The 13,914-nt window shown below is 56.7% G+C and carries 10 protein-coding genes; 6 read left to right on the top strand and 4 right to left on the bottom strand.

The window, feature by feature from the left end; translation table 11 throughout:
* Window positions 1-106 precede the first annotated feature (106 nt).
* The 4 genes from E1J53_RS12360 to E1J53_RS12345 form a co-directional block, all read right to left on the bottom strand.
* Window positions 107-2,278, bottom strand: a complete 2,172-nt coding sequence (locus E1J53_RS12360) for an amino acid permease (RefSeq protein WP_134270865.1) — start codon at window positions 2,276-2,278, stop codon at window positions 107-109.
* A gap of 199 nt (window positions 2,279-2,477) precedes the next feature.
* On the bottom strand, window positions 2,478-2,927 hold the full coding sequence (locus E1J53_RS12355; RefSeq protein WP_134270866.1) for a hypothetical protein: 450 nt from the start codon (window positions 2,925-2,927) through the stop codon (window positions 2,478-2,480).
* A gap of 132 nt (window positions 2,928-3,059) precedes the next feature.
* Window positions 3,060-3,947, bottom strand: coding sequence for a hypothetical protein (locus E1J53_RS12350; RefSeq protein ID WP_134270867.1), 888 nt, complete (start codon window positions 3,945-3,947; stop codon window positions 3,060-3,062).
* Window positions 3,948-3,951: 4 nt separating this feature from the next.
* Window positions 3,952-4,275, bottom strand: a complete 324-nt coding sequence (locus E1J53_RS12345; RefSeq protein WP_134270868.1) for a hypothetical protein — start codon at window positions 4,273-4,275, stop codon at window positions 3,952-3,954.
* A gap of 272 nt (window positions 4,276-4,547) precedes the next feature.
* On the opposite strand from E1J53_RS12345, the gene E1J53_RS12340 reads away from it, so the two are divergent.
* From E1J53_RS12340 to E1J53_RS12315, 6 genes are all read left to right on the top strand, one after another.
* Entirely contained in the window at window positions 4,548-5,762 is a 1,215-nt protein-coding gene (locus E1J53_RS12340; RefSeq protein WP_134270869.1) for an acetyl-CoA C-acyltransferase, read from the top strand.
* Window positions 5,763-5,766: 4 nt separating this feature from the next.
* Window positions 5,767-7,905 (top strand): 3-hydroxyacyl-CoA dehydrogenase NAD-binding domain-containing protein, encoded by a 2,139-nt coding sequence (locus tag E1J53_RS12335; RefSeq protein ID WP_134270870.1) that lies wholly within the window; start codon window positions 5,767-5,769, stop codon window positions 7,903-7,905.
* 130 nt (window positions 7,906-8,035) lie between these two features.
* Window positions 8,036-9,526 carry a DASH family cryptochrome gene (locus E1J53_RS12330; RefSeq protein WP_134270871.1) on the top strand — a complete coding sequence of 497 codons (1,491 nt, stop codon included), beginning with the start codon at window positions 8,036-8,038 and terminating at the stop codon, window positions 9,524-9,526.
* A gap of 134 nt (window positions 9,527-9,660) precedes the next feature.
* Complete coding sequence (locus E1J53_RS12325) at window positions 9,661-10,092, top strand: nuclear transport factor 2 family protein (protein ID WP_134270872.1); 432 nt, start codon at window positions 9,661-9,663, stop codon at window positions 10,090-10,092.
* 46 nt (window positions 10,093-10,138) lie between these two features.
* Window positions 10,139-10,567, top strand: a complete 429-nt coding sequence (locus tag E1J53_RS12320; RefSeq protein ID WP_134270873.1) for a hypothetical protein — start codon at window positions 10,139-10,141, stop codon at window positions 10,565-10,567.
* A 255-nt stretch (window positions 10,568-10,822) separates the two neighbouring features.
* Window positions 10,823-13,315 carry a DNA translocase FtsK gene (locus tag E1J53_RS12315; protein ID WP_134270874.1) on the top strand — a complete coding sequence of 831 codons (2,493 nt, stop codon included), beginning with the start codon at window positions 10,823-10,825 and terminating at the stop codon, window positions 13,313-13,315.
* The last annotated feature ends 599 nt before the right edge of the window (window positions 13,316-13,914 follow it).

The raw sequence follows: 13,914 nt of genomic DNA, 5'->3' as shown, positions 1-13,914 counted from the left end.
GCCCGTTCGACGAAAGTTGAACGGGCTTTTGCTTTTGCGGCAAGGCCCTATTCACCCACCATTCCCCACGGAAACAAGCTGCTTTGTCACGGCACCAATGCCCCTCCTAAGCATAAATATTCTCGTGCCCAGAATCCAGGACAAACAAACAGGTGGTATCGACCATGACCGCGATCTCCCGGTAAGCATCGATGTCGCGCCCCGGGGTGATGCCGAGTAAATTAATGTCCGCGAGGGGCGCTTCTTCCAGGTGGGTCTTGAAGTCCCCCACGGCGACCAGGGTCTCGTCAATCGGCAGGCGGGCCAACTCAATCACTTCGTGGAGGAATGCCTGGGCCTTTGGCCGATCTTCTTCGTCCTCAATGACGGTCATCATCCGGATGTGCGCATCATTCCAGTTCCGCTTTAGTTTGTAGGCGAGCAGTAAGGCCAGGTCCTGCGTTTGGTGAGCGTGGGCGACCTTCCACTGTGGCCCCTGGGGTCGCATCCAGACGTTGATCGCCTGCTGCTGCCCCAGCATGGCCCGCGGATGGGGGGCGTACAGAATAACCCCGAGCTCTAAACGCTCGGCCTCCGTAATGATGGCGGAGTAATCAGCCACTACTTCCGGAGGCTCCAGCAGATTGAGGAAAACGATGTTCGGACGAAAGTAAGACGCCATCAACGCCTGATTGCCCAGGTTTACCCCGGTCGCGTAGGACGTAGTCTGCATCATCGCAACCGAAGAGTGGACATTATCCTTGCGGAAAGCCTGCGACAAGTGCCGGAGTTTTTCGTCCAGGTCTTTCCGTTTCCCCCTTCCCGGTCCGATGCCCATCAAGACGGCTCCACCCTTGGGATACGCGAGATCTTTGATGATGGAGAAAGCCCCCTGGACGGAGGCCCCGTCGGTGGCGGGCACCAACAGGTTTGGCTTCCAGGATCGTTCCTGCGGGAAAGCATTTCCGGAAGTATGCTTGGCCGCCCACTCCGCGAAAGAAGTAAACAGGCCACTACGGACGTCCTCAATTTTTACCTCCAGTTTGCGGCGGCTCAGCACTCCGTATACGAAGATCATCAGGGCCCAGGATACCAAACTGATCATAGGATTGATGATGAACATCGTCAGTAACGAACCCACTAATCCGACAATGGGAATCAGGGGATGCACCTTGAACTGAGGCCGGAAACTGATTAGGCCGAGTTTTTGCTCGATGATCACCACGATGTTGAGCATTGCGTAGGTGATCAGGAAAAACATGGTCACCAGGGGAGCCACGGCATTAAGGTCACGCAGCAACATGGTGGCAAAAATCAGTACCCCGGTCACAATCATCGCATTCCGCGGCTGCCCCGCTTCGTTCTGATACTCCAGCCACTCCCCCTTCGGTAATACCCGGTGTTGGCCCATGGCGTACAGAATTCGGGAAGAGCCAATGATGGACGCCAGCGCCGAGGAAAAGGTAGCGCCCAACACCCCCGCGATGACCAGGGGCGGGAAAAAGGAGCGCTCGATCATAATGTTGTAGTTACCGATTAATTCCGCCTCGGAAGCAGAACGCGCCACCCAGTAGGCCAGGACCATGTAAATCAGGAAGCTAACGCCAATCGCCCACAGGGTGCCTACCGGAATCGACTTCCGGGGATCAATCAATTCGCCCGACATGTTTGCCCCCGCCATGATACCCGTTGCCGCGGGAAAGAACACGGCAAAAACCAACCAGAATTTTTCGGAACCTTCCGCTGCAACCCCGGCGTAAGTCCCGAACCTTGCCGCCTCCGCCGTGGTATACTGCATGGACCCAAAACCCGCCGCTAAGGCGATGGAGACTAACGACAGGCCGATGATCCCCATAATGATGTACTGGGTCTTGATCGCCAGATCCGCACTCTTGTAGGCAATCGCGTACAGTAAAATGAAGACCAGGAGGTCCACCAAAAAGGCGTGATGCTGCGGAAAAATAGAAAGCCACCCCTCCCGAAAGCCGAAAATGTACATGGTTACGGCGAGGCCCTGAGAAATGTATCTCGGAATCCCCAGGCTGCCCCCCACCTCCAGGCCAAGGGCCTGGGAAATGATGGCGTAAGCACCGCCCGCCCCGATCCGGGTATTCGTCGTAATGGACGACATGGACAAAGCCGTGCACAAAGTGATGGCAAACGCCAAAATTATGATTAGCCAGGCGCCCAGTAGTCCCGCATTACCGACTACCCACCCCAGGCGCAGGTACATGATTACCCCGAGAATGGTCAGTAGCGTAGGCGTGAAAACACCGCCAAAAGTTCCAAATTTCTTCATTTGCCTGCGGTCCTCGTTGTGCGAATGTAGTCCGTTTACTGCCGTAAAAGCGTCAGATGCTGCTGGTGGATAGAACTTTTCCTGTGTCCTCTGTCAAATGAGGAGCGCGACACGCGCGCCCTGCGACGGCGGGAAGGTGGCCAGTTCGACGCTGAAGTGCTACGATATGGGTGAATATCGATCAGGGGAAATTCTGGGATTATCCAGGAACAAATTGATAAACATTCTCGGTTTCATCAAAAATCACTTTTCCTTTCCCCATGAGAACGTATACTACCCTGGTGTCCTCAGGATCCTTCTCAATTACCGCAGTTTCAATTAATACTTCCGCTATTCGATCCTCAATTATGAAGGGATTCTTCCGGTCTTTTACTAAGAATTTATACTGTTTGCTTTCCAAAATCCAGGCACTGAAGGTCTCCAGGTCTGGATAGATTGAAGCACAATCTGGTTGGGATATTAGAAAACCACCATTTCTAAGTGAATAAACCTCAGCTCCGGTGAATGAAGGAAATAATTGTCCTAACTCCTCCTCGTAAGTAGTCTCCTCATCCGCGATTAAGTTTTTAACGTAGTCTAAGCTAAAGTAGTCGTAGTAACTAGAGGAATATGACTTCCCGTTTCTGCTCTTAAAACTCTCTTTAATCATAAAGCCTTAATTCATAGGATACACGAACCCTTTCCCTACTTAGCGCCTCACCGATTTCTTGGCACCAGCACCGGCTTAGCCGAGTATTCCGCTTCGCTTCACGCTCCGCGCCCAAATAAATATTCTTGCTCCCTACACCTGCTCCGGCACCGGCGGCATCGGCAGCCCCTTCCGGCGGGCTTTCCTCACCGCTTTTTTGTGCTCTTTGGCCAGGCGTTTGTTCTCTTTTTCCCGTTCCTTTTCGCTCATCTGATAGCCCACGATGTGCAGGTCGCTCTTCTCCCGCAACACGATGGCGGCGGCCACCGAGGTAACCAGCGGCCCGAGGATGGTGCCGAACACGGGAACCTTGAGCATGAGGAAGAGCGGCATACCGAGGCCGAGGCAAATGCCCAGGTAATTCATCCGCAGGTTACGGGCACTCTGCTCGATGGTGAGCCCAAACTGTTCGTTGTAATTATCGGCAATGGCGTAGCCCAGCAGCATGGATTCCACGCCAACGGCAAAGAGGGATTCCAGGGAACCGCTTAGGAAAATTCCCGCGATCCCCAGGATGACCGACTGCACGACCAGGGCCAGCAACGACACCTTAATCATCCGAAGCTGGGCGTCGAAGAAGGGGCGGAAGGTGTGCGCTTTCTCGACGTTCTTTTTGAGGATGATTTGCAGCGTCCGCCGCATAAAGTGGTAGATCACCACTTCGAGCAGGACGAGGGTCACCCAGTTCAGGGCGCCGCTCGACATGGATTCCGCCATGAAGTTAAACAGGCGGACCAACAGGCTGTCGGCTCCGATCATCATGGCCGCCAGCGGTTCGTTTTCGTGGCTCGAGAACCACTCCACGATCTCGTTGATCATGGTCACGCCCAGCAGAACCCCGACGAAAACGAGGAAGCGCGCCACCCAGCCGTAGTCCTTCAGGCCTACCCACAGGCGTTGGTTGACCATGAAGCGCCAGGCCCGCGGAAAGGCGAGCAGGGTATAGAAAAATTCGTGTATTCCGTAGCGTAATCGCTCCACCGTCCTATTCTACATTTTTGGCCTGACAACGGGCAAGTTCCTCCCGGGCAACCGCCAGATCACGCAGTAAACGGGTGTTTTCTTCCCGCAGTTTCTGTACGCTTTCAAAGGTAGTAGTTCCCGTTTCGGAGCTGCCTGAATTGGGCGTGGTCGCAGGTGCCGTGTATTCGGTAGCAGCCGCGTTGGATTGGTCCATTCCCAGTACCTTTTTAATGTTGGCCACGGGATCTTCGCCGTTGTAGTAACTGGCGCCCACGTAAGCGATCGGCACGAAGATCAGCAGGAACAACAGGAGGCGACTAAAGGGGGTTAGTTTTGTCTTTGGCATCTTTATTAGAGGTTATCTGGCCCCAAATAACGGTGCCCAAAAGATAAGGAGAAAGTTATATCTACGAATTGGGGGATTATGTCGACGGGGAGGGAGTTGGTCGGTTAGTCTTTTGGTCTGTTGGTTCGTTAGTCCCTTAGATCGTTCGTGGAGATGCTGTGGGTAGAACGGGAGAAGGAAGTTTTTTCATTTCGGTAGCAAATATACCGGGGAGAAAAAATATTGGGTAGTCCGCGCTGGGCTACTCGGTGTGGCCTGACTACCTTTGTCGCATGCCCACCCAAGCTTTCATTTACGATGTTCTGCGCAGTCCCCGTGGCCGTGGCCAGGGTACCGCTGATCTGTATGAAGTCAAGCCCATCGACCTGCTCAGCCAGTGCCTGCAGGCCTTTCAGCGCCGGACGGACCGCCCCGACCTACCCGCCGCCATCGATGATTTTGTGGTGGGCGTCAATACCCCGGCGGGAGATCAGGGCTACAATATTGCCCGGGCCGCCCTCCTGAAGGCCGGCTGGGCCCAAGCCCGGGGTGGGCTGCAGCTCAACCGCTTCAACACCAGTGGCCTAGAGGCCATCAACCTGGCCGCCGCCAGGATCACGGCGGGGTACGGAAAGACCATCATCGCCGGCGGACTGGAGTGCATGAGTCGGGTACCGACCTACCTGAACAGTGGCCCCATGATGAACGATCCGGCGACGGTGATCAACAGCCACTACATCCCCCAGGGGGTTGCCGCCGACCTCGTGGCCAGCACCTACGGCCTGAGTCAGGAAGACCTCGATAAATTTGCGCTCCGCTCCCACCGGCGAGCCCTGGCGGCCCGGGAAGCGGGCCACTTCAGTAAGAGCCTCGAAACGATTTATGACGTCAACGGACTGGTCATTCTGGACCACGACACCCTCCCCGACGCCGATCTGAACCTGGAGGCGCTGGCCGAACGGTCTCCCCGCTTTGCCGAAATGGGACTGGCAGGCTTCAACGAAATGGCGCTGCATCGTTTTCCCCTGGTGGATCACGTTACCCATTTGCACACCACGGGCAATACGAGTCCGGCCGCCGACGGCTGTGCGCTCTGCCTCCTCGGGGACGCGGCGGCGGGAGAAGCGCTGGGGCTCAAGCCCCGCGCCCGCATCCGGGCCGTAGCCCTGAGCACCGTGGATGCGACCCTCCTGACGGGTGGGCTTAACGCCGCGGAACTGGCCCTCGGCCAGGCCGGGCTGGAACGCCAGGATATCGACCTGTGGGAATTCAATGAGTCCTTTGCGGCGCCCGCCATCCGCTTCCAGCGGGAGCTCGACCTATCGGACGATCAGTACAATGCGCTGGGTGGGGCCATCAGCCTCGGCGAACCCCTGGGCGCCGTTGGCGGCATGATGCTCTGTCACCTACTGGACGAATTGGAGCGGCGGGACCTGGCGCTCGGCAGCCTGACCATTGACGCCGGTGCCGGACTGGCCGTGTCCACCATTATCGAACGCCTAGCCTGACGCCATGATCTACTACCGCAAAGACACGGATAACATCGTTACCCTGCTCCTGGACATGTCGGGGCGGGAAGACAATTTGCTGAACCACGAACTGGTGGCGGCCTTTGCACCGGTGATCAAGCACCTGAAGGCAGAGAAAGAAGCTGGTCGGCTGCGGGGAGTGATCATCACCTCCGCCAAGGATACCTTTTTAGAGGGGGGTGACCTGGGATATTTGCTGGAGTTGACGGATCCCAAAGAAGCCTTCGAGGCTTCGCAGCAACTGAAACAATTCCTGCGGGACATTGAAGAGCCCGGAGTCCCCGTGGTGGCGGCCATCAACGGCAACGCCATCGGCGCGGGCTTCGAGCTGACCCTGGCCTGCCACCACCGCGTGGCCCTGGCCGACCCCAAAATGAGGCTCGGACACCCCGAAGTGAAGATCGGGCTGATTCCCAGTGGCGGCGCCGCGATCCGCCTGATGTGGCTGCTCGGCATCGAGCGGGCCTATCCGCTGCTGATGGAGGGCCGGCGGTACAGTCCGCAGGAGGCCCTTAAAGTGGGCATCATCGATGACCTTGCGGCCAACGAAGACGAACTGATTCGGAAGGCCAAGGCCTTTCTGCTCGGCAATCCGCCCACGCGGCGGCCGTGGGACGACCCCTCCCAGGAGATTCCCGGCGGCACGGCCGCCGACCCCAACCTGGGCCACCGGATTCGCCTTCTGACCGCCCGGCTGTCGGCGGACACCAACGACCTCTACCCCGCCAAGCGGGCCATCCTGGACTTGCTGGCCGAAGCATCGAAGGTAGACTTTGAAACCGCCTATCGGCTCGATAGCCGCTATTACGCCCAGGTGGCTACGGGGACGGTGAGTAAGAGTATGATCTCTACTTTCTGGTTCGACAAACAGGCCGTTCGTCGGGGCAAGGGCCGGCCACGGGGATACGGCAGGTTCCGTCCGCGGCGGGTGGGCGTTATCGGCGCCGGGCAGATGGGGTCCAGCATTGCCTTCCTGTGCGTCCGTAACGGACTGGAGGTCGTTCTGAAGGACGTCAGCCAGCCCATTGCCGATCGGGGCCGGGACTACGTCGTCGAACGCATTGACGAATACATTGACCGGGGAACTTTCCAGCCTTCGGAGCGGGAGGAATTGCTGAGCCGAATTACCACGACGGACAAGAGTGAAGAGTTTCGGGATTGCGACATTGTGGTGGAGGCCGTCTTTGAGAATAAATCGGTGAAACACAAAGTCACCCGGGAGGCGGAAGAACAATTGGACGAATACTCGGTATTCGCCACGAATACGATTTCCATTCCCATCACGGAACTGGCAAAGGAGAGTCTTCGGCCCGCCAATTACGTGGGCATCCACTTCTTTTCTCCCGCGGAGAAAACCACCGTGGTGGAAATTATCCGTGGAGCCAAAACGAGCGAGGAAACCATTGCCCGCGCCTTTGACTTTGCCCTGGCGATCCGTAAGGTCCCCATCATCGTAAAGGATACCTGGGGTTTTTTCGCCGCCCGGGTGCTGAACACCTACATCCTGGAGGGAGTGACCATGCTCAACGAGGGTTACCCCGCCGCCCTGATCGAAAACCTCGGTCGCCAGGCCGGTATGCGCACCGGCCCCCTCGCCCTGGCCGACGAACTGGGGCTCAAGCTGGTGATGCGCTACGAACAGCAGGCCGCCGACCATTACGGAGATAAGTATCAGCAGCACCCCGCCGTGCCCGCGCTGAAAACCATGTTGAAGGATCTGGAACGGGGAGGTAAAGGCAAGCAGGCCGGTTTCTACGAATACGCGCACGGCAAGGCCCCGCGATTATGGTCGGGCCTGGGCAAACACTTTCCGGTCACCAAAACGGACTACGACCGGCGACGGATGAAGGATCGCTTCCTTTTCTGCCAGGTGATTGAATCCGGCTGGTGCCTTCAGGAGAAGGTCGTTACGGAACCAGCGGCCGTCAACCTTACCAGTGTTTACGGCTGGGGATTCCCCGGCTACACCGGTGGCGTTTTACAGTATCTGGAGACCTATGGCGTGGAGGATTTCGTGCACCGATGCGGAGAATTGGAGGAACGTTACGGTCCCCGGTTTTCGGTACCGCGATACCTGAAGCAGTACGAGCCCTACCAGCGGGAATACGGCGCTCCCGAGTAAATCCGCGGCCCGTGGGCCACGGGATGACGGGACCATCACGGCATTGTCAAATCGGTGGGTAGAATCCTGGTTTTTTCGCAACCAACGGCGAGGGGTGCCGTTACAAACTTGCCCGTAATACGATACCATTATGAAGAAACGTACCGCCATTGTCTGGTTCCGTCGGGACCTTCGGTTACACGATAACGAAGCACTCGCCGACGCCATGAAGCACGCCGATGAAGTGCTGCCCGTGTACGTTTTTGACCCCCGGGTGTGGCGGGGCACGCTGCCCCATACGGGTTGCCCGAAGATGGGCGGCCACCGGGCGAAGTTTGTCCTGGAAGCGGTCGCCGACTTACGGAAGAATCTGCGAAAAAGGGGCGCGGATCTCATCATCAGGGTTGGTAAACCCGAAGAGGTGATCGTTGACCTCACCATCGAATCCCGGGCAAGTTGGGTATTCTGTAACCGGGAACGAATGGACGAAGAGCGCCGGGTGCAATCCAACCTGGAGCAAAATCTCTGGGCCATCGGGCGGGAAATCTACTATTCCCGCGGTAAGCTCCTCTACTACACGGCGGACCTGCCCTTCCCCATCACCCAGACCCCTGACGTCTTTACCCAGTTTCGGAAAGAGACGGAAAGAATCACCCCGGTACGGGAACCGATTCCCACTCCGGTGCGCATCAGCTTCGACCCCAGTGGGCTTCCCGACGTCGGAGAACTTCCCTCCTTAAGTGATTTTGGCATCTCAGAGCCCCCCAGTGATGAGCGGGCGGCCATTCAGTTCGAGGGTGGAGAAACTGCCGGACTGGACCGCCTGGCGTACTACCTTTTTGATTCTCATGCGGTGGCTACCTACAAGGAAACCCGCAATGAATTGATCGGCGCGGACTACAGCACCAAGTTCAGCCCCTGGCTGGCGTACGGCTGCCTGTCCCCAAAGAAAATTTACTGGGAAATCAAGGCATACGAAGAGAAGAACGGAGCCAACAAGAGTACTTACTGGGTCATCTTTGAACTGCTCTGGCGCGACTTCTTCCGCCTCATGGGCAAAAAGCACGGCAACGCGATCTTCCACAAGGGGGGAACCAAGGGAGAAAGCCGGGCCTGGAGCAAGGACCAGGAGACCTTTCAGCGCTGGGTGGACGGTACTACGGGTACGCCCTTCATCGACGCCAACATGCGAGAAATTGCCCGGACGGGCTTCATGAGCAACCGCGGACGGCAAAACGTCGCCAGCTACCTGGTCAAGGACCTGAACATCGACTGGCGCATGGGCGCCGAGTATTTCGAAAGTCAGCTCGTCGATTACGACGTGACGAGCAACTGGTGCAACTGGAATTACGTGGCTGGCGTCGGTTCCGATCCCAGGGAAGACCGCTACTTCAACATTCTCAGTCAGGCACAACGCTACGACGGCAACGGTGACTACGTGAAACTATGGTGCCCGGAGTTATCAACTCTCTCCGAGGATCAGGTCCATACCCCCGATGAACTGAGCGATCAGGACCAATCCCGACTGGGCGTAAAGATCGGCGTGGACTACCCCCGCCCCCTGGTGCCCAGCAAACGCTGGAAGAAAAAGCAGGGCGGCCATCATCAGCGGCGAGGCGGGAGAAGGAGTAAGCGCTCCTAACCGAGGAAAAGGGTATGCGCGCCCCAAGCATGCAACCCTGCGCGCCAAATCAGGTCTTTTCGTGATGGACTAGGAACGGTAAGATTCCTTACTGTGCCCTACCCTCGTAGGTAACCATCACCAACACCACCATCATGACCAGAATTTTCCTCGCCTTCGCCACCTTATTCACCTTCGGCAATCTGGCCGCACAAAACGCCCAGGATTATGCCGGCGTACAGCAGGCCGTCCGGTATTACCTCGACGGCGGCACCAACAACGATTTTGCCACCCTGGAGAAAGCTTTTCATCCGGAAGCAAGTATGCAGTTCATCAACGGAGAGGGAGAGCACGTTTCGGTCAACGCCGTGGAATTCTTCCGCAAGGGGATGAAGCCCGGACCACCCTCGAAACGACAAACGCGGGTATCCTCCATTGAAATCAACGGCAACGCCGCTTCGGCACGACTGGAAATCGACTATCCTACCTTCCGCTTTATTGACTACATGAATTTGCTCAAGATTGACGGGGAATGGAAGATTGTGAGTAAAATCTTCTTCCGCGAAATGCGGCCCAAACAGGAATAGCGAAATCGGGCATCTGTCTTATCTTGGGGGACAAACCCTTCGCCTGATGTTCGCCCCATCCAATCGACCTTACCGCTTTGCCTGGGTCGCCGCACCGATCGTATTCGTACTCCCGCTCCTTTCGGCGCGCTCAATCGTTGATTTTCAGCTCCATGATACCTACTTCGTAAGTGCTTCGGTGCACCTTGGTCTTTTATTGGCCATGGTTCTCTTTATTATTGGTCTGGTATACTGGCTCGCCCGCAGCTTGCGATTGGTGCCCTGGATGACCGCCATCCATCTCTTTCTCACCGTGCTATTTTTTCTGGCCATTGGCGTGGGGATCATGCTATCTTCCTACTTCAGCCTGGGTGACTTCCGGTTTTTTGCCCGTATCAACGCCGTGATTTCGGTCCTGGTGGTGGCGGTAGTAATTAGTCAATTCCTCTTTCTGCTGAACCTGTCGGTTGGTTTGATCCGCCGCCTAACCGACTGACTGAGTGGGGATAATTTTTTCTCGGGAGGGATCGTAAATCATTCCCCACTCCCGGAGGGTTCCGTTTTTACCGGTCCATTCCCCTACACTGCGGCGGTGCCAAAGTCAGCCGAAAGGGGAAAGTGACCTACTTTCCTTATTTTCGCGGTAAGTGTTTGTTGGTTATTCTGGGAATTTACCTCATTTTGGCCCGTTCAATCTTGGCCTTGAGCCCCGCAACCCTCCAACTCTAAGCGTTTTTTTCCTACTTACTGTATGGCCAGAGCAAAGAAGAAAAACCCGAACCAGTTAGGTCTCAAGATGGGGCTGAACGACGAGCGTATTCCCAAGCTCTTCGGGTTACTCCTGATTTTCATTGCCATCTTCCTTTTTGTGGCCTTTACCTCCCACCTCTTCAACTGGAAGGTGGATCAGGACCGTGTTCTGCGCTTCAACTGGAAGTTGTTGCGCAATGACGGCCCAACGGTCGACAATGCCCTGGGTCGTCTGGGCGCCTACCTTTCCAACTGGTACATGTACTACCTGTTCGGGCTCCCGAGTTACCTGGTGGTATACTTCATCTGGCGAATGGGGCTGAATTTCCTGCGGCGCCTGCCCCTGCGGAAGATGGCCAACCTCTTCGTAAAGATTATGCTGGCCACCATTGGCCTGGCGGTACTATTCGAATTTGCTTTTGGCGCCCTGACGGAATTCCCCCTGGGCGGTGGCGTAGGGCGTTACCTGGTCAGCCACCTGACGGGGGTTCTCGGAGGGTTTGGGGTGATTTTGCTCCTGCTTACCCTGGTAGGCCTTTACCTGGTGTTTGAGGCCCGGATCGACTTCAACGGCTCACCCCGGCAGATCCAAAACGACATCGTTGACCACTTCAGTGAGCGCGTCCGGTTCTGGGGCAAGCCACGCCCCAAGCCCTTTGAGCCTACCGCCGCTAAGGCCGCGGCCACTACCGGAAGCACGGCACCTGCGGCCACGCCAAAAAATACGCCCCCCTCTCTGGCCCCCGGTGACGGCAGCGATTTTGAGATTTCCATGGACGAGCCTGCCCTCCCCTCGGACCGGGGCATTGAGCAGTTGCCCGGCAACCAGATGGCCATGCCACTGGAGGAAGTGGAAATGCCCGAGATCATTCAGCCGGACCCCCTGGCGGTGGGTGGTGACAACCTCATCGTGGCGGGTGCCGGTGAAGGCCCCGATACGGAACTGGCCGCCACCGAAGAGAACAAGGACCACAGCGAACCCTACGATCCCACCCTGGATTTACCCAGCTACGAGAAGCCGGTCATGATGCTGCTGGAAGACCGCAGCTCCGGAAAACACGAGGTGGACCGGGCCGAACTCGAAGCCAACAAGGACCAGATCATTGAGACGCTGCTCAATTACAAAATTGAGATTACCAAGATTCGGGCCACCATCGGCCCCACGGTCACCCTCTACGAAATTGTTCCCGCGCCCGGGGTCAGAATCTCCAAGATCAAGAACCTGGAAGACGACATCGCTCTGTCGCTGGCGGCCCTCGGCATCCGGATCATTGCGCCCATTCCCGGCCGGGGGACCATCGGTATTGAAGTACCCAATAAAAATCCCCAAATGGTGAGCATGCGGGAGGTCTTGGAAAGCGAGAAGTTCCGCACCGCCAAGATGGACCTTCCCCTGGCGCTGGGTAAAACGATCAAGAACGAAGTGCTCGTGGCTGACCTGGCAAAAATGCCTCACCTGCTCGTAGCGGGTGCCACCGGTCAGGGTAAATCGGTGGGGATCAACTCCATCGTGATGTCGCTGCTTTACAAGAAGCACCCCAGTCAGGTCAAGTTGGTGATGATCGACCCCAAAAAGGTGGAGCTTTTCCCCTACGCCAAGCTGGAAAGTCACTTCCTCGCCTTCCTGCCCGGACAGACCGAGCCCATCACGACCGAGACTACCAAGGTGATTCACATTCTGAATTCCCTCTGTATCGAGATGGACCAGCGGTACGATTTGCTCAAGAAAGCCGCCGCCCGGAACATCAAGGAGTACAACGAGAAGTTCGTTGCTCGCCGGCTCAACCCGGAAAAGGGGCACAAATTCCTCCCCTTCATCGTGCTGGTCATCGACGAATTTGCCGACCTGATCATGACGGCGGGCAAGGAAGTTGAAATGCCCATCGCCCGCCTGGCGCAGCTGTCGCGTGCAGTGGGCATTCACCTGGTGATCGCCACCCAGCGCCCGTCGGTGAACATCATTACCGGCGTCATCAAGGCCAACTTCCCGGCCCGGATTGCCTTTAAGGTAACCGCCAAAGTAGACAGCCGGACCATCCTGGACGCCGGCGGAGCCGATCAGTTGATCGGCCGGGGTGACATGCTGCTCAGCAATGGAGGAGACATCGTCCGCCTCCAGGGGGCCTTCGTTGACACCCCCGAAGTGGAGCAGGTGATTGACTTTATCGGCAAGCAACGCGGCTACGTGGAGCCCTACCTCCTGCCGGAGTACAATACCGACGAGGAAATGAGCGGCGCCGGCCACCTGAGTTACGCCGATCTGGACGATATGTTCGAAGATGCCGCCCGCCTCATCATCTCCCAGCAGCACGGTTCCACCAGTATGATCCAGCGCCGCCTCAAACTCGGCTACAACCGCGCCGGCCGCATCATGGACCAGATGGAACAACTCGGCATCGTGGGTCCCGCTCAGGGCAGTAAGCCCCGGGAAGTCCTCGTCTACGACGAGACAGAACTGACGCGGTTCATTGATGATCTACGGAATAGAGGGTAGGGATGTTTGACGTTTGATGTAGGGGTTCGGGCGGAGGTACTAGGGCGGTAGTGCCCAGGGGAGGATGTTTGATGTTTGATGTAGAGGTTGGGGCACAGGTACTAGGACGGTAGTTCCCCGGGGAGGATGTTTGATGTAGAGGTTGGGGCACAGGTATTAGGACGGTAGTTCCCCGGGGAGGATGTTTGACGTTTGATGTAGGGGTTCGGGCACAGGTACTAGGACGGTAGTTCCCCGGGGAGGATGTTTGATGTTTGATGTAGAGGTTGGGGCACAGGTACTAGGACGGTAGTTCCCCGGGGAGGATGTTTGATGTTTGATGTAGAGGTTGGGGCACAGGTACTAGGGGTATCCTCGCTTGATAAGAAGGGTTGACCGCTCGGAATGAAAGTTTAAAGTGGTGAATCGTATCACTTGATGATGATATGCCCGAAAAAGGCTTGCTCCCTAAGTAGGCCGTTCTTAAATTAAGAGAGACTGTTCAAGTAAGTGTGTCTACTATCTTTAAGAATGAAAAGCGCAAAAGACAAATTACCAGCGGATCTCCAAAAGCTGTTAGCAGACCATCTTAAAAGTGGTAAGCCCCTACTTGGTCAAGA

The sequence above is a fragment of the Lewinella sp. W8 genome (assembly GCF_004375085.3).
Classification (GTDB): Bacteria; Bacteroidota; Bacteroidia; order Chitinophagales; family Saprospiraceae; genus Neolewinella.
Note: the sequence above shows the minus strand (reverse complement) of the source record. Positions and strands in the feature narration are given on the sequence as shown.